Below are 25,074 nucleotides of genomic sequence, written 5' to 3'. Positions count from 1 at the left end.
ATACCAGCAATGACTCAGTATGAAGTGTAATCGCTTGAATTTGAATAGCTGATTGTGGCAGAAATTGTAACTAAATAGCTGTAAATGTTTGTTTATCGCTTAAATAGCAACAAATGGTCAGTTAAATTACCAGTATCTACGCTAAACGATAATGCCAATTGCTGTTTGCTAGGCTGATAAACCATGCTGGGACTAGTACTGGGTAAGTTAGATGTGTGTTGGAGATGGCTATTAAAAACGGGCTCAAAGGTTAGCTGATTTTGGTGTAATTCAAACCGTCCCCATTGTAAGTGAGTGACGTGCTCATTGGCTTGTGGGTCTTGGTGTAGGTTAATGTTCACCATGGCGTAATAGCCATTGTCGAGCAGTACCAAGCTACTCAGCGCTGGGGTAGACAATTGATGCCATACACCATAGACTGATTGGTTTGGGGTGAAGCCATACTGATGTTGCTCATCCGCAATGCTATCGGCATTGGTATCTATGGTTAAGGCGAGTTGTAACGACTGTGATGTCAGCGTCATGTTTAATTGCGGATACTCGAATTGATATGCGGCTAATCCTTGTTGGGCATTATTGCTGTAGCTAGGGATAAAGTTAGCAGTTGTTGATTGCAGATCCAAGCGTCCCCATTCTGCAACGCTATTTTGTGGCGCGCTTAAGTTAAGTTCTAGGTGTAAGTAGCTGCGATTATGATTTAACTGCAACAAGGTAATACGTTCAGGTGTGTTGATTACCCAATCACCAAATACGTTGTTTTTTGCTTCTTGGATCGTCGGTTTCTCGCTAGCTTGCAGTGGGTTTGCCAACAGTAAACAGCCGGTCAGCAGGAAGGGAATGAGGCTTATTGAGCTAAGCGACGGGATGTCGGGTTTGTTGCCTGTTAACACGGTAAACATAAGATCCCTTTATGTTTGATGATGCGGTTAAAAACGAAAAATAGAATTGCATGCGGTAATTTTAATCAGTCTTAAACCTTAGTCTTTAATGCGGATTTATCAAATAAAAAAGCCCGCAGCATAATGCCACGGGCTTGAAGCCTTGATTGAGTTTAGCCTTTTATTGAACTTAGCCTTTTACTGAGCTTAGTCACTTATGGCACCAATGTAAGTAAAGGCGCTTAGGCTACTACTTGAAAGTCCAATGCCATGGTCACGCTTAATGCGGTAATGGTAATAATGGAAAATCCAAATACTTGCCTAGCCCAAGACTGTAAATTGATGCCGCGACGATAACCTTTTAACGCCATCGCTAGCCACCATAAACTGGTGGCAAAGGTCACGGCCATAAAGGCAATACCTGTGTAACCCGCCAGCGGTAATAGTGCGCTAACCAATGCAAAAACAGCAATGTACAACACGATATGCAACTTAGCTTTAGCCATGCCTTGGGCAACCGGTAATACCGGAATATTAGCAGCGGCGTAGTCGTCAAAGCGAAAAATCGCAATCGCATAAGAGTGGGGCATTTGCCATAGGCTAAACATCAGCAGCAAAATAATTGCGCCCATGTCCATTTGCCCGGTGACCGCACAATAGCCAACGACCGGTGGCACTGCACCCGAAAAACTGCCTACTAGGGTGCCGTAAACCGAGTTGCGTTTCATGTACAGGCTGTACACCCCGACATAAACCACATAGCCAATGGCGGCAAATAACACCGCTAAGCTATTAGTGAATATCGCCAGCATGGTAAAGCCCACAACACCCAAACCAATACCAAAGCTCAATACCGCTTGTACTGATATTTCACCGGTAACGGTAACTCGGTTTCGAGTACGCTTCATCTTGGCGTCGATGTCGCGATCAATGCAGTTATTGATTGCGCAACCCGACGCTACCACCAAAGATAAACCTATCATGGTGGCAAACATCAAGGTCATATCAACATTGCCTTGAGCCGCGAGTAAAAAGCCGCCTGCGACAGAAATTAAATTGCCCATGATGATGCCTGGTTTGGTTACCTGAACATATCTTCGTAAGCGTGAGGTTAATTGTGCTGACATAGATTGACCTTGATTATTCATGATAGCTGTCGGTTACATCATCAATTCATTGGCTGCGTAGATAATCCACACAGACAAACCCACAACCATGACAATAATCAAGGCCGTGAATAAGAACGAGAATGTATTGATTCTGCCTTCTTTAGAAAAATCTAAATGGAGGAAGTATTTCAAGTGCACCACGATTTGCACGATAGCCGCAGCGACGACAATCCATAAGGTGGTGTCATGATCAAAGCTGTGAGTCATTACCGACCAAAATGGAATACCGGTTAAGATCACTGATAATACAAAGCCGACTAAATATGACTTAACGCTAGCGCCAAAGTCGCCCTCGGCATGACTTGAATGTGCATTGCTCATCACAAGACTCCTAACAAATAAACAACGGTAAACACACACACCCACACGATGTCTAAGAAATGCCAAAACAAACTTAAGCAACTCAAGCGGGTGATGCTGCGATTATTTAAACCGCACTTGACGACTTCGACCATCATGATCAGCATCCAAATTAAGCCCGCGGTAACATGCAAGCCATGCATGCCGACTAAGGCGAAAAATGCTGATAAAAAGGCGCTGCGATCTGGACCATTGCCATGTTCAATCAGGTGATGGAACTCGTACACTTCCATGGCGATAAACACACAACCCAAAGCGAAGGTGATTAATAACCACCCTAAAGTCGCCGCTTTCTTTTGGTGTCTCGCACAAATCATGGCAAAGCCATAAGTAATACTACTGACAAGTAATGCGGCGGTTTCGATAAGGACGAAGTCTAATTCGAAAATATCTTTACCCGACACTCCACCATCGGTGTTCATGAATAACACGGCATAAGTGGCAAAAACGGATGCGAACAAAATACAGTCGGTCATTAGATAAATCCAAAAACCGAACAAGGTGTTACCACTGGTATCGTGGTGTTCTTCGTGGTGTTGATCACCGTGCTCAGCAGAATGAGCGTCGTGTAAATCTGCTTTAATAGCAATACTCATTATCGGCCTCTAGCTACGTTATCTATATGTGCATTTTCAATACGCGCGACTTCATCAGGTTGCACGTAGTAGTCAACATCATTGTTATAAGCACGCATCAAGAACAGTACAAACGTACCCGCAAACCCAACAATAGCTAACCACCAAATATGCCAAATTGCAGCAAATCCCATCGCCGTAATACACGCCGCCATAGCAATACCGCTGGCAGTATTTTTAGGCATATGAATAGGCTGGTATGTTTCACGACGTCTGTAGGCAGTGCCTTTTTCTTTCATGTCGGTGAACGCATCAATGTCTGTTACTGGATCTAACTGGGCAAAGTTATAGAACTGTGGTGGTGAAGATGTTGACCACTCAAGCGTGTGGCCGTTCCATGGATCGCCTGTGGTATCTAAGTTTTGCTCACGGTCACGGAAGCTGACATACAATTGTACAAACTGTAAAATAATACCCACAAGAATGATAAATGCGCCGACTACGGCAAAGTAAAGCCAGAAGTTCCACGCTGGGTTATCTGTGTGGTTAATACGACGAGTCATGCCCATAAAACCAAGTACGTACAACGGCATAAAGGCCACATAGAAGCCAATTTGCCAGCACCAAAATGATGCCTTACCTAAGCGTTCATTGAGTGTGAAACCCATCGCTTTAGGGAACCAGTAAGCAAAACCAGCCATGTAACCAAATACCGCACCACCAATAATGGTGTTATGGAAATGGGCGATTAAAAACAAGCTGTTATGCAGTACGTAATCGGCACCAGGTAATGCTAACAATACCCCGGTCATGCCGCCGATGGTGAAGGTCACCATAAAGCCTAAAGACCACAATACTGGCACGGTAAAACGTAAACGGCCGCGATAAATGGTAAATAGCCAGTTAAACAGTTTTACCCCGGTCGGCACCGCAATCACCATGGTCATTACGCCGAAGAAGGCGTTAACGTTAGCGCTTGAACCCATGGTAAAGAAATGGTGTAACCACACAATAAAACCAAGCACCGAAATCGCACCGGTTGCCCACACCATTGAGGTGTAACCAAATAAGCGCTTTGAGGTAAAGGTTGAAAACACTTCAGAGAAAATACCGAAAGCCGGTAATACCAAAATGTATACTTCAGGATGACCCCAAGCCCAAAACAGGTTGATGTACATCATGGCGTTACCGCCACCATCATTGGTAAAGAAGTGAAAATCTAAATAACGGTCTAAGGTCAACATGCCTAAAACAGCGGTTAAAATTGGGAACGATGCAACGATTAACACGTTAGCCCAAGTACAGGCCCAAGTGAAAATAGGCATTTGCATTAGCTTCATGCCAGGTGCACGCATTTTTAACACGGTGGCGATAAAGTTCACCCCAGTTAAGGTTGTCCCGATACCGGATATCTGCAAGGCCCAGATATAATAATCAACCCCCACCCCCGGACTGTATGCCAGCTCAGACAATGGCGGATAAGCTACCCAACCTGTTTTAGCAAACTCACCGAGTCCTAGCGAAATATTGATTAATATTGCCCCAGATGTGGTTAGCCAAAAACTTAAGTTGTTTAAGAATGGGAATGCGACATCGCGAGCACCAATTTGCAATGGTACGACCAAGTTCATCAGACCAATCATAAATGGCATTGCCATAAAGATAATCATTATCACGCCGTGGGCTGTGAAGATTTGGTCGTAATGTTCTGGTGGTAAATAGCCCGCAGCGCCGTTAGTGGCAAGTGCTTGCTGAGTTCGCATCATAATCGCGTCAGAAAAACCACGGACCAGCATTACCATCGCTAATACGATATACATAATACCGAGTTTTTTGTGGTCAACCGAGGTTAACCAGTCGTGCCAAAGCACGCCCCATTTTTGATGTTTAGTAATTAAGGCCGCAATGATGACACCAATAATGGCGACAGCCGCTAGGGTCACCATAATAATGGGTTCATGATACGGAATAGACTCGAGTGTTAATTTTCCAAGAAATGACATGATTACTCCGCCTCCCCAGATGCAGTCGAAGAATGCTCTGTGGTTGAGTGTGTAGAGGATGAAAGTCCAGAATGTTGTTCAGCGTCCATGTCTTTCATATGCTGCATATCTTTCATATGTTCGGTATGTTCCATACCAGACATTGATTTCATGTTGCCCATGTCATGCATACCTTCCATGCCTTCCATACTGTCCATTGGTTTCATATTCGAGTCAGGGTGCATGTATTGCATAACAATGTGGTTAAACATGCCTTTTTGCACTGACCCATAATATTGAACAGGATTATTTTCGCTCTGTTGAGCTAGTTGCTCATATTGCTCAACATCCAAGGTATTCCCTTGTTGTTTTATCTTGGCAACCCACGCATCAAAATCACCGGCTGTTGCAGTCGCAATGGCATTAAACTTCATGCCCGCAAAACCAGCGCCACTGTAGTTAGCTGAAATACCTTTAAAAGTACCAGGCTCGTTTGCGATAAGGTGTAACTTGGTCGCCATGCCAGCCATTGAGTAGATTTGACTGCCTAACTGCGGAATGAAAAATGAATTCATTGCCGTGTCTGAAGTGATTTTGAAGTTAACCGGCACGTTCGCAGGGAAGGCCAATTCGTTAACCGAAGCAATACCATATTCTGGATAAATAAATAACCATTTCCAATCCAGTGACACCACTTCAACTTTTACCGGTTTAGCATCATGAACAAGCGGTTTATAGGGGTCTAAGTCATGGGTCGAATTCCAAGTGATAACACCAAGAATGATCACGATAACAATTGGTACAACCCACACCACAATTTCAATGGCGGTTGAGTGCGCCCATTTAGGTGCATAAATTTCTTCATCGCGGCCATCACGGTATTTCCAGGCAAAATACAAGGTCATGAAAATCACCGGAATAACCACAATCAGCATCAGTAATGTCGCCACAATAATGAGATGCTTCTCATCTATACCGATTTGACCCTTGGGATCCAGCACGCCGCCTTCACAGCCTGCGAGCATAAATGCTAATGCAGCTAGCGCTGGTTTACTTAAATTTCGAATTAACAAAGGAAGATTCCTCTCACCTTAAAAGCTTACTACGCTACCAATTGGAGGATCGGCAGTTGCAGAATAATCATCGAATGCAAATAACTGCACCAAAGGACTCGCTCAAATCAATTAACAGTGATTTTGGCGTACGTCTTAAGGCAATATAGATTTTGCGAATGATGTATTTAAATTAAAATATTTAAGCTTGTAGAGGAGGAGCGCGGCAACCGTGTGCCGTGTATTCAAGGGATTTAGGGGCAACAACAGATAAGGCACTTAGCGCGTAGCTAAGAGCAAGAAGATTACAAAATGTAGAATTGAGATTGAATAAACGCCAAAATTGCTCGATCACCAATGGGTTTAATATTAGTAGGCCCAGAAAGCTAGCGCCCATAACTTCAGCTAGTAAAGTGTCAACAACGGCAATAAATTCACTGATATCGACGACATGCCCCATCGACATAGATAATGAATCAGCTAAGGGTTGCAGCAACAGTAACCCGAAACACAACGTTAAATGTGCTTTACTCAATTTAGACAGCCTTGCGATGCGATTAAGCGGCTTAGCTAGGTATTGGCAAAGAGTTAGATTCAAGAAACGATTCCAAACGAGCTCAAAGGAGTGGGTAGTTGAATCAATAGATCCAGCTGACGATTTTCATTGGCAGGAGAATAACAAGAAGGCGCTATTGATTGAAAGTAAATCAGAGTAGTAAAACAGCGGAATTATTAAATAAACTTGAATTCGAACAATATCTATACTGTCTATTTACATGTTTAACTGTTTTGTTACTTGTCGATAGCTCAAAAATCACAAATCTGTGATCCATACACCTAATATAGATGGGTGGATGTCATCAGATACAAGCGCCTTAATTCAACAATCCTAACATCTATAGATACGCCCTTGAGGGGGTGTGAGGATCATATTTTTTCGATCTAAAATATTTTCTGGCTTCTGTATTGTTACCAATCGATATCGCAATAAATACTTGGGGGACAGCAGATTATCTATTAAGGTTATTAGCGACTGTCACTGCTAGTTCAGCAACGTCAAATAGACAAGCAATAATCGTCTTATGACTCGAGTATAAAGATCTTCTATCCATTGATGTTCCGTTGCGGATAATGCTGCTAAGTGACTAATGATGCAGCTTTAGTACAACAAGTCTCCATCAATAAATAACTCTATAATCCATTTAAAAAGCTGCATTTCATTCACTATAAACGGCGGGTTTTTAAATCATTTAAACAATGAAATATCTAGATCTTTCTCAATAACTGACTGAACTGCTACACTCATTTTGATTATGTTAAGGTAAGATTAATTTTTATGCAGCGTCCACCACTACGTCAAGCCAAAACCATCGATAACGTTTTTAATAGTGCTTATTGGCATCTTGGCCAGCAAGACTTTACCATTAACGAAATTCGCACCAAGCTTGAGCGTAAAACCGACAATCAACAATGGATTGATACCGTACTCGCCAGACTCATCGAGGGCGGTTATTTAAAAAGTGACTTTGACTTTGCGGTACGTTACTGCGAGTTAGCCTTTAGTAATGAAATCGGTATTGGTGCCATAAGACGTAAGTTACAGCTGCGCGGCGTAAGTGCTACAGAGATTGATACCGCGATAGAACAAGTGATGCACGAGCAAACAGTGGACCTTTTTGAGTTAGCCACATCGCGATTGCTGAGTCGGTTTGAAAACTTCTATGGTACCAACATAGAAAAAGTCTATTCCCAGATGACCACAAAAGGTTTCTCTCGGGCTGAAATTGATCACGCATTAGCACAACATCCACAACGTGAAACCCTGCGCAGTAAATTAGCCCTCAAAGCCGACAAAGCCGATTTAACCACTGAAATAATCAAACTGTTTAATAAAGGCAAAGGTAAAACCCTTATCTTGCAGGAATTAAAGCAGCGACTGATTGATGTAAGCGACTTTGAAGAAACCTTGTACCAACTAACGCTAACAGAAGACGTCGATTTTTATCAAAGCTGCAAAAATGAATTGGCTAAGAAACGCTATAACTTAGCGGACTATAAAGAAAAGTCGAAAGCGTATGCCTATTTATCCCGTAAAGGATTTGGCAGTGATGAAATAAAAGAGGCAATGACGCTAGATGATGAGTAATAACGTTTACCGCCGATATCACTGAGACAACGGATATCGGCAGACTTCTTACGACTCACTACTCACGATTTTTCATTCACCATTGCACTTTTACCGACTTGAGTGATGGCTAACATCTAACATCTTCAATCTCAAATTTATGTTATTCACCCAACTATTGTCAGTTTGGTGGCTGCTATTCATTAGGTTTTGCCAGATGTAACGGGTCGAGTATCGCTTGGAGTTTATCTTCGTCTAAATCGGTTTCTTCAAGCGCAATGGCTAATACTGATTTATGTTCTTTATCTGCTCGTTTAGCAATTTTTGCGGCCATATCGTACCCCACTACTGAATTAAGTGCGGTAGCTAGAATGGGGTTTTTCTCTAATGCCTGGGTCAAATGTTCTGCATTGGGCTTAAATTCGGCAAACACTTTATCGGTCATTGCTTGGCAGGCATGGGTTAATAAATCAATACTGGACAGTAGTTTGTCGGCAATCAGTGGCAGCATCACATTCAACTGAAAATTACCCGATTGCGCCGCGATGGTGATGGTTGCTTCATTGCCGATGACTTCAGCGGCAATCATGGCTACGGCTTCTGGGATAACGGGGTTAACCTTACCGGGCATTATCGATGAGCCCGGTTGCAGCGCCGTTAAGCTAATTTCTTGTAGTCCTGCAACAGGGCCAGAGTTCATCCAGCGTAAATCATTGGCGATTTTCAATAATGTAACCGCTAACCCTTTGAGCGCCGAAGCCATGGCTAAGGTGTGATCTTGGCTACTCATATACAACGCAGGGATTGGCGCCGCCTGCCAAGGGATCTGATCTTGCTGTTGTAAATCATCACATGCAAGTTTGGCAAAATTGGGGTCACAATTAACGCCAGTGCCCACCGCGGTGCCGCCCAATGGCAAATGATGCAGGCTCAGCGCTACTTGCTGTACCCTAGCTTGAGCACCGTTTAACTGTTGTTGCCAGCATTGCAGTTCTTGGCCAAGTGTAATCGGCATGGCGTCCATTAAATGGGTGCGACCAGTTTTGACTGTATTTGAATACTCATCGGCCAAAAACGTTAATCTGTCACTTAAGCCCTGAATGGCAGGATATAATAAGCCCTTTAATTGCCTAACCGTACTAATATGAATACAGGCGGGCACCACATCGTTACTGCTTTGACCCATATTAATATGATCATTAGGGTGAACTTTTGCCTGTAAAATGTCGCTAGCGAGGCTGGCAATCACCTCATTAACATTCATATTAGAACTGGTGCCAGAGCCTGTCTGGAACAAATCAATTGGAAAGTGCTGCGAAAAATCAAGCTTCTTACTGGCGATAATCGCTTGTTGAATTGCTTTGGCCATAGCGTTATCTAACAAGCCGAGTTGGCTATTAGCCTGTGCTGCAGCTGATTTTATGTCGAGTAGGGCGAGTATTGCTGGCGACGGAAAGCGTCGCTCAGAAAACTGAAAGTTATCTCGTGCACGTTGAGTTTGCGCCTGGTAATAAACATCATCTGGCACCTGAACTTTCCCCATGCTGTCATATTCTATACGTATCTTACTCATAAGGTTTTCGACTCGATTTTTGATTGGGATATGTTAGTGTGTTCACTAAGCTTAGCAGGAAGTGCCAGTAAACGTTTATAGGGAGATCAGTAATGAACCATTCTATGCAATTATTGAAACAGATTGAAAGTAATGACAAAACTTTCCGGTATTACAGCTTTGATCGACTAGCAGAACACTACGATTTATCCCGCTTACCCTTTGCGGCAAAAATATTATTAGAAAATCTACTGCGTTATGAAAATTCGGAATTTGTCCAGCCGAAGGATATTGAAATTTTGGCCCGCTGGGATCTGGATAACTGGTCTGAAACCGAAATTGCCTTTGTCCCTTCTCGAGTCATTCTACAAGATTTTACCGGTGTACCTTCAGTCGTCGATTTAGCCGCTATGCGTGATGCAATCGTGACATTGGGCGGCAATGCCGACGCTATTAATCCACTGAACCCGGTGGAGCTGGTTATTGACCACTCAGTGATGGTCGATGTATTTGCCGAAACAGGGGCGTTGCAAAAAAATACTGCCATTGAAATTCAACGAAACCGCGAACGATATCAGTTTTTGCGTTGGGGTCAGCAAGCCTTCGACAACTTTAAAGTGGTACCTCCCGGGCGCGGTATCGTGCACCAAATCAATCTGGAATATCTGGCGAGAGTGGTCTTTGTCAAAGAAGATGAAGATAACCTATTGTATCCAGACACCTTAGTCGGAACAGATTCTCACACCACCATGATTAATGGTTTGGGGGTATTGGGTTGGGGCGTCGGCGGCATTGAGGCTGAGGCCGCGATGTTAGGCCAACCCGTGACGATGTTGTTACCCGAAATTGTCGGATTTGAATTTATCGGTAAATTGCCTCCAGGGGTTACCGCTACCGATCTGGTGTTAACCGTGACCGAACAACTGCGCTCATTTGGCGTGGTAGGTAAGTTTGTTGAATTTTTTGGTGCCGGTGTCGATCAATTAACCTTGGCCGATAGGGCGACCATTGCCAATATGGCGCCAGAATACGGTGCTACTTGTGGCATTTTCCCGATTGACCAACAAACACTAGATTACCTAAAGCTTACTGGTCGTGATCCAGAGCATATCGCGCTGATCAAGGCATATCTTAAACAGATGGGTATGTGGGCCAGTGCATCCGACAACAAAGCCTGTTATCACGCCAGCTTACAACTGGATTTAGGCAGTATTGTGCCTTCTATCGCTGGCCCCAAAAGGCCACAGGACAGAATTGCACTTGAGCAAGCTGGAGTCAGTTTCCGTCAGTGGTTGGATAGTCAGATCCCTGTTAGCCACATCGACGCCGAAGGTAAAGACGAGCTGGCAAGCGAGGGTGGCCCATCAGTGCAAGTTTCCGTCGTCGATGGTAGTACCGGTGTTGCTTGCCGTTATCGAGATAAAGACTTTGTGCTGGAAGCTGGCGCGGTAGTGATAGCGGCGATAACCAGCTGTACTAATACCTCTAATCCATCGGTGTTAATCGCAGCCGGATTATTGGCCAGAAACGCTCGTGAAAAAGGCTTACAGGTTAAACCTTGGGTGAAAACCAGCTTTGCACCTGGCTCACAGGTAGTGACGGATTATTTAATAAAATCAGGTCTTAATGTCGATTTAGATGCACTAGGCTTTCAGTTGGTTGGCTACGGCTGTACCACTTGTATTGGTAATTCCGGCCCATTGCCTCAACCCGTCAGCGAAGCGATACAACAGGGCAGGTTAAAGGTGTGTTCGGTGTTGTCGGGCAACCGTAACTTTGATGGACGTATCCATCCAGAAGTGCAAGCCAATTACTTAGCATCGCCGCCATTAGTGGTGGCATATGCATTGGCCGGTAATATGAAAGCCGATATGGTCACTGAGCCATTGGGTGAAGATGCTGATGGTAATGCGGTGTATTTAAAAGATATCTGGCCAGACAATCAGGAAATCCAGCAGGTCATGGCCAGCGCTGTGCAAAGTGAGATGTTTGTTTCCCGTTATGCCGATGTATACAGCGGCGACGCAGACTGGCAAGGGCTTGAGGTGGTACAGAGCCAAAAATATAACTGGCCCGATTCCACCTATGTTAAACAGCCGCCATTTTTTGACGGGATCAGTGCCGAAATACCGAAAATTATGGCTATCGACAATGCCCGTTGTTTACTTAAGTTAGGTGATTCGGTCACTACCGACCATATTTCACCTGCGGGATCTATTGCACCAGACAGCCCTGCCGGAGACTATTTACAGCAAGCTGGAGTCGCCATTAAGGACTTTAACTCTTACGGTTCACGCCGTGGCAACCATGAAGTAATGATGCGCGGCACCTTTGCCAATGTAAGGCTAAGAAACCTGCTGGCACCGGGAACCGAAGGCTGTTGGACACGTTTAATGCCTAACGGTGAGTCGATGACAGTATTTGATGCCGCTATGCAGTATCAGCAACAAGGTACGCCTTGTATTGTGCTGGCAGGGAAAGAATATGGCACCGGTAGCTCACGAGACTGGGCGGCCAAAGGGCCTGCATTGTTGGGGGTAAAAGCGGTTATCGCGCAAAGTTATGAGCGTATTCACCGTTCTAATTTGGTTGGAATGGGTATCTTGCCACTGCAGTTTATGCCTGATGACAGTGCAGAATCGCTAAACCTTACAGGTGAAGAGCAATTTAGTATTCCTGCGGTAAGTGCCGAGCAGAAAACCGTGAATGTATCAGTGACCGACAAAGCGGGTAAGCAACATTCGTTTGAAGCTAAAATCCGCATTGATACCCCTAATGAGTTTAGTTATTACCGACATGGCGGCATCTTGCATTATGTATTACGTAATTTAGCGAGGTAATTTAGTTAAGTCTTCTCGCTCAGTCGCTTGGTTTTAACCTAAGGTTATGACCTGCTTTAAATAACCCGTAAATAGGTTCAAGTTTAACGACTTGAGCCTATTTTTTTGAGTGAAAAATGAGCTGCTACGACGGGAAGATAAGTTGTTTGCTTATGTTGAGTTAGGGATTATGTTGAGTAAGGGATTATGTGGCGCAAGCTTTGTAAACTCATTTATGCCCACTACGAGCAAGAGAGGTTACTACTTCCCATTTTTTTTAGATTAATTTTCAATACATTAATCTGTGAGGGTAAAGCCTTTCGTGCCTATGTATTAGCCACTGAAGACGACATCATCACGACCTCTGTTTTTTGCGAGATAAAGTGCTTCATCTGCGCGTTGTAGCCAGGTGTCTGCAGTTGTACCTGGAACCCAGAGTGCGACACCAAATGACACGGTTATTTCTTCGCCATCTGGATTTTTCAATTCTTTTTTAATCGCCGTTCTCAGGCTGTCAAAAAACGCTGGTTGTTGATTACTGCTCTCGGGAATTAATAGCACAAACTCCTCCCCGCCAAAGCGATAAAGCCGATCATATTTACCAATGTGCGAAGTGGTAATTGTCACAAAATTTTTAAGGATTTGGTCGCCCACAGCATGACCGAATTTATCATTAACCCTCTTAAAGTAATCTAAATCTAGGATGGCTAGCCACTGCCTAATACTGTGGCTATCGGCGTTGGATAACACCTCATTCATATCTGAACTCATGGCACGGCGATTAAATGCACCTGTGAGTGGGTCTATCGTATTGAGATCTTCCAGCAAGCGAAATTGCTTGGCACTGTGGCTGGCATAAACGAAAACACACAATGACAACATCAAGTTTGTCACAATGAAGGAGTCCTCTGATATGGTGGCAAAAATGTTAGATAGTTTTACTACAGCAACGCCGGCGACAGCATTAATACCAAGGGCTTCAATTGGCTTTACCAGAACAAAAGTGCTGGCGAAAACAGGGTAAATCCACAAAAAACTATCTATTCCGTTAGCAATAACAATAACGACAACACCGACATTAATAAATATTGCTATCACCGCGCTTACGATGCGGATTTTTTTTACATAATGTGCATAAGTAACTAGCGCTATGATGCCTAATATCAGCGTAATATCAATAATTGCAGCCGTAAAGTTACCAGCAAGATAACGTATCACCACAAAAGGAGAAATCCCCAATACAGCCACGGCGCTGAGTAGCAACAATAGTGACAGTTGATATTTTTCCTGCAGCTGATTGATCATAATGCACTCGCAATAAGTTTAATTATTATGTTGTTCAAACTGAGACATTAACAAGTTGAAACCCCTGTTTTGCTTGTTAAAAATCACCAGTATCTTTGGCTTAGAATACTACACCTTTCACGATTTAGTTTTGGTTATATTTCGTGCAAATATTGTCTAGTCATCATTTCGTTTAAAATCATTATCGTCATCTCTATTAAGGGTTATCTTTATCCTTACGCTTCGATTATGCTCGCTTGTTAACATCAGTTTTCGTGCTGAAGCTCAGTGAATTTGTCCTGTTGACTCACTGGCAATAACGCTAACGTTGACTTATTTTAGATTTTAAACGCTAAGGTATTGTAGTCCATCTTTAAGTTAACATAACGTACTGACTTGGAAGTCAATTTACAAAGGGAATTTACACAAGGAAGTTACAAAAGGAATTTACATAAGGAATTTGGTTGTGTTTGACATTATTGCCGTTTATTCAGGATTAATCGCGACAATTTGAATTGTTATTGGCGTAACTTCAATTGGCAATAAACTCAGCAAAGACACAAAACAGTTGGCTACGCTGTAAATTGGTATAGCTTACTGTCAATGGTCTATTAGTAAAGCGTTTTACCAACAGCTACGAGGAAGTAACATGGAAGTAAATGTATTTAAAAGAAGCAGTACTACTGACCCCATCATTAGTGCGACAGCCTATAATTTTGCTATCGGTTTAACCCTTTGTTGGGGTTTTGCTATGAACTGGTTGATGGTCACAAATATCGATCCTCAATCGATAGCGGATGTTAATCCTTGGATTTTCTTTATTGGGTACTTTGCTTCATGCTTTTTTGGTCTGTATCTGTTTAATAAGTCTAGTAATCCACTGGTGAGTTTTATTGGTTACAATTTTGTCGTTATTCCCTTTGGTTTAATTATTAACTTGGTGGTGAGTGGCTACGATGCCTCCATTGTATCTGAAGCGATTCGGATTACTGGCTTAGTGACCATTGGCATGATGTGCTTAGGGTCTATGTTTCCTGCTTTTTTTAAAAAAATATCTGGTGCACTCAGTATCGCCCTGCTGCTTGTTATTGTTGTGGAGTTGATTGAGATATTTGTTTTTGGGATCCACCATGGGATTCTTGATTGGATAGTGGTGCTGATTTTCTGTGGCTATATTGGGTATGACTGGGGGCGGGCTAATCAGATACCCAAAACACTCGATAATGCGATTGATAGCGCAGCTGCGTTGTACATGGACATCATCAACTTGTTCCTTCGTATCTTAAGAATACTTGGGCGTAAATAAGTTCAGTGCGTGATTGTGAAGTAAATAGGGAGAATGTTGTGTATAGGGTTATTGTAGAAAAATAAAGCGTATTATCTTCATTATTAATCTATAAATGCATGATGTCGGACTAAAATAATCAATTTGTAAGTCGCAGTAGGCGTCTGTTGTCCTCCCTTTTGTGGTGTGATTAGACGTGATTGAGCTCTACATGCTATGGATGAGAAGACATCTACAGCAGACTTTTGGACTCCTGTAAGATTACCGTTAATTCACAATGGCTAAAAATATTATGGAACATAAACGATACTTTCTCATTCTGTCAGTCATCTTTGGTATTGAATTCCTAGTCATTTCTATATCGCCTTATGATCGAGCCGATTGGGCGCTTGAAAATGTACTCGTTGTCTTATCTGCCATGTTCATTTTTTTTACGTATAAGAAATGCCCATTATCGCGACTCTCTTATAGTTTGATATTTGCCTTTATGAGCTTGCATGAAATAGGTTCATATTATACTTATTCCAATGTTCCCTATGATGCATTTTTAACGTCGTATTTTAACTTTAGCCTTAATGAATATATGGGCTGGACCAGGAACAATTTTGATAGATTGATTCATTTGGCATACGGTCTTTTATTGGCATATCCAGTTAGAGATTTGTATTGTCGGATTGCTGGTTTGAAAGGCTTTTGGAGTTATTTAACGCCTTTAAATCTTATTATGGCAACATCGATGCTATATGAATTGATTGAGTGGGGCGCCGCTGAAGCATTTGGTGGCGAGCTAGGAATGGCATATTTAGGCACACAGGGAGATGTTTGGGATGCACATAAAGATATGGCCCTGGCAAGTCTTGGCGGTTTTATAGCGATGGCGATAACTCTTTTTATCCATTCACGTATTCAGAAAGACTTTCGAGAACAATGGATATTAAGTTTAACAGTAAAAAATAAAGAATATTAAGCAGGAAATTAAAGCCCTAGTGTGCAACTTGACTAGCAATAGACATGCTCACCTAAGATGGGTACTGATTAGAGTCCAGCCTATGTTCACATGGTTGTTAATCACAGAGCTAAAAACTGCAGGCTATGTTGTTACTCTCAATATGAGCCCACAATTTTTAAACCATATACCCAAGACAGATCAAAATATACAATCCTGCATTTTGGGACCATTTGGTTATTATTAACGGTAAACCATACCGCCATCGATCAGTGGCGCCTGACCTGTCATGTAATCAGAGTCTGGACCCGCTAAATATGAAACAAAGTTGGCGACATCTACAGGTGTTTGCGCACGACCAAGGGCAATGCCTTTCACGTATTTATTATAGGTTTCACCTATTGGGGCCCCAGTAATTTCAGAAAAGCGTTTATCAATCTCGACCCACATATCGGTTCCGACCACACCAGGGCAATAAGCATTGACTGTAATACCTGCGCTAGCATATTCCTGTGCTGCAGCCTGAGTTAACGCACGCACTGCAAATTTAGTCGCCGAATATGCGCCCAGTAAAGCAAACCCGTTATGGCCCGCAATGGAAGAGGCACTGATAATTTTGCCTTTTTGCTTGCGTTCGATGAATTTCTTTGCCGCGGCTTGAATACCCCAAAGGGTTCCGTCTACGTTGATCTTTTGGATTTTATCCATTTCTTCTTGAGTAATATCGGCTATGGCTTGAACTTGCGCAATACCTGCGTTATTCACCATAATATCGAATCCACCTAAGGCTTTTTCTACATGGTCTATAGCGGCATAAACTTGTTTCCGGTCGCTAATGTCAGCTTTAAAAGTAGTTGATTTTCGACCTAGGGCTTCGACCTCAAGAGATACAGCGAGCATTTTTTCTTCGTTTAGATCAACGATGGCAACATCTGCTCCATCTTTTGCTAAACGAAGTGCAATGGCACGTCCTATGCCCTGAGCTGCGCCAGTGACTAGCGCGACTTTTCCTTGTAATGACATATCTGACTCCTTTTTGATAATAGATAAGGAAGACCTTTTTATAGCCTTCCAGATAACGATTGAATGATCAGTTTACAAGGACGTAGAGCAATAAAATTAGATGTAGATCAATTCGAGTCAGCATAATGGTTGAAAATTAAACATGTTTAATCTCTAAGAGTGACCTTTCAATATTAGTGAGGAGCATTTAGATATCATGCTTTTAGTTTGAAAATACTACACTAATCAATGGTCAACATCATCAGGGTGTGTAACCGCTCTCCTTCGGTCAATACCTTTAATATCTAATTAGCATGCTAGATAAAAATTGAATCACCCTTCGAACATCAATGCTGTTTATCTACTCCGCTCTCATTAGGTTGTTGAAATTTTATCCTGTATGGCCAGTCTTAATCTGTTAAATGACAATGTTGTCATATAGGTTGCGAGTGCGATGCGTCAGGTGAGATACTTTTAAGTGTTTCCCAAGGATAAAACTCAATGAACGTATTGCTTGTCGAAGATGAACAAAAAATTGCAGATTTTATCTGTGAAGGTTTGCGCGCCAAAAATTTCGATGTCACTCATTGTGCCGATGGTATTCAAGGTTATCAGGCGGCAAGCAACAATACTTATGATGTGATTATTCTCGACATTATGCTTCCGGGCAGAGATGGCTTAGATATTCTTCGTTCGCTGCGTCAACAAGGTGTCGATACGCCCATTATTTTGCTTACTGCGCGTAATGAATTGGGTGACCGCGTTCAAGGGTTAGACATGGGCGCTGATGATTACTTAGCTAAACCATTTTATGTTGAAGAGTTGCATGCTCGCATTCAAGCCTTATTACGACGCCATGGCGGCACACAGCAGCATGTTGTCGAGGTAGGCGCATTGCAACTTGATTGTATTAATCGCAGCCTTAATTGTCAGGGACAATCAGTCGAACTTACTAGTCGAGAATTTAGCTTGCTTGAACACTTAATGCGTTCACCCAACCAAGTGTTAACCCGGGGGCAGTTGTTGGAGCATGTTTGGGGATACGACTTTGATCCTTGTACCAATGTTGTCGATGTGTGCATTAAACGTATTCGCAGTAAAATGGCTTCTTTAGAGAAGGCCGGAAAAATGGTCGGCGCCATTGAGTCTGTCCGCGGCACAGGCTATCGCTTAAGCATTCGATAAGGTGTTAATATGCATTTTCGTACTCGTATTTTTGCCATATCAATTTTAACGGTAACCGCTGTGCTTACGTTGGTTATCAGCCTAAGTTGGTCGAGTATTATGACTGTAGAATTGACTCACCTTGATTCTCGCCTTTGTATGGAAGCAAAACGCTTAATACCCAAGCATACATTACCTGATGTAAATACTTCCGCTGCCAATATAAGTAATTTACGCGACACTTCGCTTTCTAGTAGCCGGTTAATGACTGATTTAACGGACAAGTTACGAATCAATTCACCTAGTCAATTAATGCTGTCTGTCGGTTCTGCTGAGCAAGGCTTTTTAACCGCGCCAGACGGTGTAGACGTACAAGGCGTGATAAGTCGCTTACATTGGCTACGCGCTGAGTCACTCACATTACCCCACAACAATAAAGCCGACGCGGTTTGTCAGCTGGCCTTTTTTAAACATCAGCAAAACCGATGGCGAGCCAGCTTATTTCAAACCTCAAACCAACAAAGTTTTATCGCTGTGAATATTGCAGCCACCACAAATCAGTTAACGAATACCTTGCTGACCGCGTTGGGTGTGGTTATTCCTTTTTCATTACTGCTCAGTATTCTAGGCGCATGGATTATCTCGACCAATACCATTAAACCAATAAACAGATTACATAAAGCCATGGATAAGGTGACCCAAAAAGATCTTAGCCATCGCTTGCCTGAGCATAAAGAAGACAAAGAATTCAAAATGTTGATTGATGCATACAATATGATGCTCGATCGCCTAGAGGACAGTTTTCAACAAGTTTCTCGTTTTACGGCTGATGCAGCCCATGAGCTAAAAACACCACTCACAGTGCTAAGAGGCAAGCTTGAACAAGCTGTATTGTCTGAAAACCCATCGCAATTAGATCTCAATGCCATTCTTGATGAAGTAGGGAATTTGTCAGCTATTACCCGTAAATTGTTGCTGCTATCACAGGCGGATTCTGGCTCTATGGCGTTGCATTTTGAACCGATAAATATCACTGAATTGGTCGATGAGTTGATTGCCGATATGACCTTGCTGTCGGATGAACTGGAGCTTGATTGTGTTATTGAAAAAGGGTTAATCACTAAAGGCGATATTGTGTTGCTGAAGCAGCTGTTAAATAATCTGCTCGTAAACGTAATGCGTTATAGCCTTCATCACAAAGGTGTCACTATCCACGCTCGCCAACACGAGTCTGCTATAGAAGTGGTTATTAGCAATTTTTGTCTGCCGATATCTCACGAGGTCAGGGTTAAACTGTTTGATCGTTTTTACCGCGGAGAGCCTGCTCATACCCAAGGCATATCCGGCAGTGGTTTAGGGTTAAGTTTAGCCAGAGAAATCGCTCGCGCGCATGGTGGCGATCTTACGCTTGAGCCCAGTGATATTGAGGTTGTGACGATGCGGCTGTTGTTACCCATCGTTAAATGACAACATTGTCATCCATCAGCGAAGCCTAATCGATACACTTAAGTTAACTCATTAATCGTTAACTTAAGTGTATTGGAGATTAGGCCATGAATACCCACATTATTGGCGCCATTTTATCTTTGACGTTGCTCAGTGCAACCGCCGTTAATGCCAAGCCGTCACTTGAACTCACCAGTCCTGCATTTTCCGATAATGGGACATTGCCAGTTGAATTTACCTGTGAGGGAGAGGGTATTTCACCACCATTAAGTTGGCGCGGAGTACCAGACGGAACCCAATCATTGGTGATGATAATGGACCACATGCCTAAGCCTCATTTCACAAACAATGTCACAGGCAACGAAAAGAACGCACCAAAGGCTGACTCGGCTGACAATAAAAAAGGCACTCCACCTCAAGGTGACACTAAGGCACCTAAACTAAACCAGCCTGAAGAACTCAAGTGGTATTGGACTGTGTACAATATTCCGGCGCAAGCTTCTGGTATTGGTTCTGGCAGTAAAGAAAATCAATCTGTTGGTTCATTTGGCAGTAATACTGTGAATGATCGTAACGAGTATGCACCGCCATGCTCTAAAGGACCTGGCCAAAAAATGTATACTTTTCATTTGTATGCGCTATCCAAATTTTTAGATATCGATTCGTCTGCCACTGTATCTGCCCCAGTGTCAGCCCCTGTGTCTGCCCCTGTGTCTGCAATATCGCTTCGACAAAGCATGCAAGGCTTCGTACTGGACTCAGACTCTTTGACTGTGAGTTTTGAGCGACACTGTCAAACGCCGCAACGGGCTCATTCACCACAAGCTCATCCGCAAGAAGCTCATCCGGAACAAGCACAGCCACATAATGACAGCATGGATCCGCTGTCAACATTGCCATTGTGTAAACCCACTTTGAATACGACTTCTGCTGTTATTGATAGTAAGTAAACGCAAATCCGTTATTACAAGATTGTTAGCGCAGATCAGTCACTAAAAAGACATTAAGAGATCCACATGAAAAAGAACATTAAAAACACCTTGCTGCTTCTTACTCTTGGCGCAATCGTTGCCGTTGTAGGATACAAGTACACTCAAGCACAACAAGACCAACCTATCTTTACCTCCGATGTGGTTAAACGCGGCAACATCGAAAAAGTAGTACTGACCAATGGCGTGCTTTATCCGTCTAAATTAGTCAGTGTCGGTGCTCAAGTATCGGGGTTAATCGAAACAATGGACGTGAACGTTGGCCAAAATATAAAACAGGGCGACTTGATTGCTCAAATCGATAACTTAACTCAACAAAATGCCCTTAAAGAAGCCCAAGCATCACTACAAAGTATTGATGCGCAATATCGGGCAAAGCAGGCTCAAATAAAAGTCGCACAGTCTGAATATGCTCGTAATAAAAAGATGCTGGTTAATGGCGCTGCGTCGGTATCAGATTTTGACTCGGCAGAATCGATATTGGCGGTTTATCTGGCTGAGCTTGATGAACTCAGTGCTGAAAAAGACAAAGCAATCATCAGTGTCGATAACGCCAAGCTCAATTTAGGTTACACAACTATTCGATCACCTATTGATGGCACCGTGATTTATGTGTCGGTCGAAGAGGGGCAAACCGTTAATAACAATCAAGGCACCCCCAGTATTATTGAGCTGGCGCAATTAGACGTAATGACGATTAAAGCGCAAGTATCTGAAGCTGACATTATCAATGTGAGTGCTGGGCAAGACGTGTATTTCAGTATTTTGGGCGCGACAGCGAAAAAGTACCGTGGTGTATTACGCACCATTGAACCAGGGCCAACTTTGCTTAGCGGCGACGACAGCTCATTGATGATTGGCGATGATGAAGCGATTTACTACAACGCTCTGTTTGATGTTGAAAACCCTGACAACCTATTGCGCTTTGGCATGACAGCGCAGGTATCGATTATTTTAGCCAATGCGCAAGATACCTTGCTGGTCCCATCACAGGTATTGGTCACCAAATTAGGTTCGAGTACTTCGTATCAAGTGCCAGTGATCATAAACAACCACATTGAATACCGCGATGTTGAAGTGGGCATTAACAATAAAATCTACGCTCAAATCCTCTCTGGGCTTAACGAAGGTGATCAAATCATGCTTAGTCAATCTTCAGCTAAAGACAGCGCAGTTTCGATGACCGGTTTAGCTACAGGCAATAAGCTTGGACAACGTACACCTGGTCTTGGCAAAGAGATGAGGTTATAACCCATGGCTGACGTTCTGTTAAATATTAAAGGTGTTAGTCGTTCTTTTACCGCCGGAGAGCAGGAGCTGACGGTACTTAACAACATTAACCTGCAAATCTGTCGTGGTGAATTGATTGCCATTATCGGCGCGTCTGGTTCCGGTAAATCAACGTTAATGAACATCCTTGGCTGTCTGGATAAACCCAATACAGGCAGTTATTTCATTAATGGTCAGGACACATCCAGTATGGATGACAATGAATTGGCCGCCCTGCGACGTGAATATTTTGGGTTTATCTTTCAGCGCTATCATCTTTTGGGAGATTTAACTGCGCTTGGCAATGTGGAAGTGCCAGCATTGTATGCCAATGAGGGGCCGCAAACCCGACACGAAAAAGCTAAAAAATTACTGACTCGTCTAGGGTTGAGCGATCGTTTAGATCATAAACCAAGTCAGCTAAGTGGCGGCCAACAACAACGTGTCAGTGTGGCCAGAGCTTTAATAAATGGTGGCGATATTATTCTGGCCGATGAACCCACCGGTGCTTTAGATAGCAGTAGCGGCGAAGAAATGATGAAACTCATTCAAGAACTGCATCGCGACGGTCACACCATTATTTTGGTGACACACGATCCGCATATTGCTGAGTTTGCCGATCGCGTCATCGAGCTAAAAGACGGCGAAATCATTGCCGATACCCAAAAACGTATCCCAGCAGAAACGAGCTCGTTAATCGCAGACAGACAATCTTCCCAAGCAAGTATGAAGATAAACTGGTCGCGATACCTTGAAGCGTTAAAAATGGCGTTAATTGCCATGTCCAATCATCGTTTGCGTACGTTTCTGACGATGCTCGGCATTATTATTGGCATTGCTTCAGTGGTGTCCGTGGTTGCGTTAGGTGCCGGTTCGCAGCAATCTATTTTGGATAATATTGCCTCAATGGGCACCAATACCATTGAAATAAAACCAGGCACTGGGCGAGGCGATCGCCGCTCTGAACGGGTTAAGTCGCTCACGGCAGACGATGCCAATGCGCTTAAAATATTGCCCTATGTGGACAGCGTTACCCCAACCGTTAGGACCAATGTTGCCATACGTTATGCAAGTGAAACCGTCACAGGCTCAGTTCAAGGCGTGGGTACTGAGTATTTTCGGGTGCGCGGTTATGCGTTGGCCAAAGGACAATATTTTGCCGATGACAGTATCGATGCGTTAGAACAGGTTGCCGTCATTGATGCCAATACTGAGCAAACGCTTTTTTCTGACGGCAGTGCATTAGGTAGCGTCATTTTTCTCGGCCGCCTTCCGGTTCGTGTTATTGGCGTAACAAAGCCAATTGAAAGTGTGTCCGACAACAGTGATGAACTGAATGTTTGGTTGCCGTATACCACGGTTTCAGGACGTATTCTTAGACAAAATTATGTTAACGATATTACCGTAAGGATAGATGCCAATGTATCAAGCGATGTGGCAGAGCAAGGCATTATTAGCTTATTGACTATGCGCCACGGCAAAGTTGATTTTTTCACTATTAATACAGATACGATACGTAAAAGCATTGAAAAAACATCTGAAACCATGACGTTACTGATATCAGCTATCGCGTTTATCTCTTTGTTAGTTGGCGGGATTGGGGTAATGAATATCATGCTGGTATCGGTAACAGAGCGAACGCGCGAAATAGGCATTCGTATGGCCGTTGGTGCCAGGCAAACCGATATTATGCGTCAGTTTTTGATTGAAGCTGTATTGGTATGTTTTTGTGGTGGCGCATTGGGGATTGGACTTGCTTATCTTATCGGTATGATATTTACCTACACAGGCAGCAGTTTTCAGATGATCTATTCGAGTACGTCAATAGTGGCAGCTTTTGCCTGCTCGACCTTAATCGGTATTGTGTTTGGTTATCTGCCCGCCCGGAATGCGGCTAAATTGAATCCGGTTGATGCACTTGCTAGAGACTAACCTCTGCCAAGTAAATATGGCCCCCTAAATTATCGGCTTTGATGAGCAAGCGAAGTAATTGTACCGCGCACAGTTTGAAGCAGTATGGCAAATGTTAAGTTAATTTTGGATCACCCGAAAACACTTACAAAGTCAGCTTGGGTGCACGGCGGTTCTGCATACTTGGGGGCAAATTTTAACCTCGCTATTCACTTACACTGCTTAATCCCAGAATGTAGTGAATGAGTAAAACTGGCCATTAGTTTGTAGGTAATTCAAATAAATTTGATGTAGCGACTGGGAGTTTCAAGAAGGAATAGCCGTTGATTTTCTCTTGGTCTGGTGTGGGCGAAGCGCCACGACATTAGTGGCCGAAGGCCATATCTTAAATACACTGTCGCCCATAAACGGGTGAGCAAATCTTCAGGAATTGATAATGTTTTATTGGGGGAAACTACAATATGATTATGCCGGTTTAAACTGGTTAGATGGAATGTCATCTGGGTGATCAACCGTTATAGGGTGTGACGTTCCACTTTTTATCGAGAACAACAACCTTACCTAATAGTTGTTCAATGTACTCCGAAGTGTGGGCTATCTTCCGTAATTTTGGCAATACATTGTTTGCGTATATTTCATGAGCTGCTGGTGATTCCCAATGCGTTACCACTAAGTAACAGTCATGGTGTTTAACATGGCGCCAAACGTGACCGCCTAAACATCCGAGTTGCGTTGACAGTTGAGGGTTCCAGATAAGTTGTTGATCTCGATTAAACCTATCAATGTCCAGTACTCTTGAGCAGTAAGCGACTCTTAATACTCCAGCACCTGAAAAATCAATCTGTAAGCCAGATATGGTTGAAATGAGTTCGAAGTAATTAACTGAACAATGACGATAAGTGGATTGTTGTTTATTACTTAAATAAATATCATCGTGGGTAGTTCTCATGAATTCACTCACGTGAAACTGAGATTCCCAAAAACCTAAAATAATGGCTGTGGTTGACGAGGCCTCCCATCCACCTGCTTGCCCAACAAAACCGTTACACGTCGACAGTTGACTCCAGGCACTCTGACTTTGTGAAAAAGCCTCCTGTTTACCGTCATCAACCTCGCACATAATCAATTTTGCTATAGTCAAAATGGTTCCTAATATTGATGGTTCATGAGTCAATATGGCTCTTCAAAGCTGAATCTATCAGGGAACAATATCTTTGTGGTGTTGGAGTCACCACGCCCAGTGCTAGCAGCAAAGTTTAACTGTTC

Annotated in this window: 20 protein-coding genes and 1 pseudogene; 10 read left to right on the top strand and 11 right to left on the bottom strand. The window is 43.1% G+C overall.

Annotated elements, in window-relative coordinates:
* Nucleotides 1-92: 92 nt before the first annotated feature.
* From AAEY99_RS01305 to AAEY99_RS01275, 7 genes are all read right to left on the bottom strand, one after another.
* Nucleotides 93-899 (bottom strand): hypothetical protein, encoded by an 807-nt coding sequence (locus AAEY99_RS01305; protein WP_182743400.1) that lies wholly within the window; start codon nt 897-899, stop codon nt 93-95.
* Between the two features lie 221 nt (nt 900-1,120).
* The gene (cyoE, locus tag AAEY99_RS01300; RefSeq protein ID WP_351008663.1) at nt 1,121-2,026 is read right to left on the bottom strand and encodes a heme o synthase; all 906 of its coding nucleotides are present in this window, start codon (nt 2,024-2,026) and stop codon (nt 1,121-1,123) included.
* 12 nt (nt 2,027-2,038) lie between these two features.
* Nucleotides 2,039-2,368, bottom strand: coding sequence for a cytochrome o ubiquinol oxidase subunit IV (gene cyoD, locus AAEY99_RS01295; RefSeq protein WP_101084848.1), 330 nt, complete (start codon nt 2,366-2,368; stop codon nt 2,039-2,041).
* Complete coding sequence (cyoC, locus tag AAEY99_RS01290) at nt 2,368-3,003, bottom strand: cytochrome o ubiquinol oxidase subunit III (protein ID WP_101084849.1); 636 nt, start codon at nt 3,001-3,003, stop codon at nt 2,368-2,370. Before cyoC ends, cyoD begins: the two co-directional genes overlap by 1 nt.
* Nucleotides 3,003-4,985 carry a cytochrome o ubiquinol oxidase subunit I gene (gene cyoB / locus AAEY99_RS01285; protein WP_335692056.1) on the bottom strand — a complete coding sequence of 661 codons (1,983 nt, stop codon included), beginning with the start codon at nt 4,983-4,985 and terminating at the stop codon, nt 3,003-3,005. Before cyoB ends, cyoC begins: the two co-directional genes overlap by 1 nt.
* 2 nt (nt 4,986-4,987) lie before the next feature.
* Entirely contained in the window at nt 4,988-6,037 is a 1,050-nt protein-coding gene (gene cyoA / locus AAEY99_RS01280; protein ID WP_351008660.1) for a ubiquinol oxidase subunit II, read from the bottom strand.
* A gap of 181 nt (nt 6,038-6,218) precedes the next feature.
* On the bottom strand, nt 6,219-6,614 hold the full coding sequence (locus tag AAEY99_RS01275; RefSeq protein ID WP_101084852.1) for a hypothetical protein: 396 nt from the start codon (nt 6,612-6,614) through the stop codon (nt 6,219-6,221).
* Between the two features lie 738 nt (nt 6,615-7,352).
* Between AAEY99_RS01275 and AAEY99_RS01270 the strand changes: the two genes are divergently transcribed.
* A complete protein-coding gene (locus AAEY99_RS01270; RefSeq protein ID WP_101084853.1) occupies nt 7,353-8,162 on the top strand; it encodes a RecX family transcriptional regulator in 810 nt (269 codons plus the stop codon).
* Nucleotides 8,163-8,337: 175 nt separating this feature from the next.
* Here AAEY99_RS01270 and AAEY99_RS01265 read toward each other — a convergent pair whose 3' ends face one another.
* A complete protein-coding gene (locus AAEY99_RS01265) occupies nt 8,338-9,714 on the bottom strand; it encodes a lyase family protein (RefSeq protein ID WP_162022053.1) in 1,377 nt (458 codons plus the stop codon).
* A 92-nt stretch (nt 9,715-9,806) separates the two neighbouring features.
* Between AAEY99_RS01265 and acnA the strand changes: the two genes are divergently transcribed.
* A complete protein-coding gene (acnA, locus tag AAEY99_RS01260; RefSeq protein ID WP_351008657.1) occupies nt 9,807-12,533 on the top strand; it encodes an aconitate hydratase AcnA in 2,727 nt (908 codons plus the stop codon).
* A 312-nt stretch (nt 12,534-12,845) separates the two neighbouring features.
* Here the strand turns inward: acnA and AAEY99_RS01255 are convergent, their stop codons facing one another.
* Nucleotides 12,846-13,817, bottom strand: a complete 972-nt coding sequence (locus tag AAEY99_RS01255; RefSeq protein WP_351008654.1) for a GGDEF domain-containing protein — start codon at nt 13,815-13,817, stop codon at nt 12,846-12,848.
* A 628-nt stretch (nt 13,818-14,445) separates the two neighbouring features.
* Between AAEY99_RS01255 and AAEY99_RS01250 the strand changes: the two genes are divergently transcribed.
* Both AAEY99_RS01250 and AAEY99_RS01245 read left to right on the top strand, forming a co-directional pair.
* Nucleotides 14,446-15,102 carry a Bax inhibitor-1 family protein gene (locus tag AAEY99_RS01250; protein ID WP_351008652.1) on the top strand — a complete coding sequence of 219 codons (657 nt, stop codon included), beginning with the start codon at nt 14,446-14,448 and terminating at the stop codon, nt 15,100-15,102.
* A 256-nt stretch (nt 15,103-15,358) separates the two neighbouring features.
* Nucleotides 15,359-16,048 carry a DUF2238 domain-containing protein gene (locus AAEY99_RS01245; protein WP_351008650.1) on the top strand — a complete coding sequence of 230 codons (690 nt, stop codon included), beginning with the start codon at nt 15,359-15,361 and terminating at the stop codon, nt 16,046-16,048.
* Between the two features lie 222 nt (nt 16,049-16,270).
* On the opposite strand, the gene AAEY99_RS01240 is transcribed toward AAEY99_RS01245, so the two are convergent.
* Nucleotides 16,271-17,050, bottom strand: a complete 780-nt coding sequence (locus tag AAEY99_RS01240; RefSeq protein ID WP_101084858.1) for an acetoin reductase — start codon at nt 17,048-17,050, stop codon at nt 16,271-16,273.
* A gap of 480 nt (nt 17,051-17,530) precedes the next feature.
* Between AAEY99_RS01240 and AAEY99_RS01235 the strand changes: the two genes are divergently transcribed.
* From AAEY99_RS01235 to AAEY99_RS01210, 6 genes and pseudogenes are all read left to right on the top strand, one after another.
* Nucleotides 17,531-18,214, top strand: coding sequence for a response regulator transcription factor (locus AAEY99_RS01235; protein ID WP_351008647.1), 684 nt, complete (start codon nt 17,531-17,533; stop codon nt 18,212-18,214).
* A 9-nt stretch (nt 18,215-18,223) separates the two neighbouring features.
* Nucleotides 18,224-19,660 (top strand): ATP-binding protein, encoded by a 1,437-nt coding sequence (locus AAEY99_RS01230; protein ID WP_351008646.1) that lies wholly within the window; start codon nt 18,224-18,226, stop codon nt 19,658-19,660.
* Nucleotides 19,661-19,746: 86 nt separating this feature from the next.
* Nucleotides 19,747-20,589, top strand: a complete 843-nt coding sequence (locus AAEY99_RS01225; RefSeq protein ID WP_351008644.1) for a YbhB/YbcL family Raf kinase inhibitor-like protein — start codon at nt 19,747-19,749, stop codon at nt 20,587-20,589.
* Nucleotides 20,590-20,655: 66 nt separating this feature from the next.
* Nucleotides 20,656-21,879, top strand: coding sequence for an efflux RND transporter periplasmic adaptor subunit (locus AAEY99_RS01220; protein ID WP_101084862.1), 1,224 nt, complete (start codon nt 20,656-20,658; stop codon nt 21,877-21,879).
* A gap of 3 nt (nt 21,880-21,882) precedes the next feature.
* On the top strand, nt 21,883-23,829 hold the full coding sequence (locus AAEY99_RS01215) for a MacB family efflux pump subunit (protein ID WP_335692063.1): 1,947 nt from the start codon (nt 21,883-21,885) through the stop codon (nt 23,827-23,829).
* 58 nt (nt 23,830-23,887) lie between these two features.
* Nucleotides 23,888-24,039: pseudogene (locus AAEY99_RS01210) on the top strand (transposase); the annotation flags it as partial.
* A gap of 277 nt (nt 24,040-24,316) precedes the next feature.
* Here AAEY99_RS01210 and AAEY99_RS01205 read toward each other — a convergent pair.
* On the bottom strand, nt 24,317-24,949 hold the full coding sequence (locus AAEY99_RS01205) for a DUF4937 domain-containing protein (protein WP_351008641.1): 633 nt from the start codon (nt 24,947-24,949) through the stop codon (nt 24,317-24,319).
* Nucleotides 24,950-25,074 lie beyond the last annotated feature (125 nt).

The sequence above is a fragment of the Shewanella sp. S1-58-MNA-CIBAN-0166 genome (assembly GCF_040310085.1).
Taxonomy (GTDB): Bacteria; Pseudomonadota; Gammaproteobacteria; order Enterobacterales; family Shewanellaceae; genus Shewanella.
This window is presented reverse-complemented; position numbering and strand designations above follow the sequence as displayed.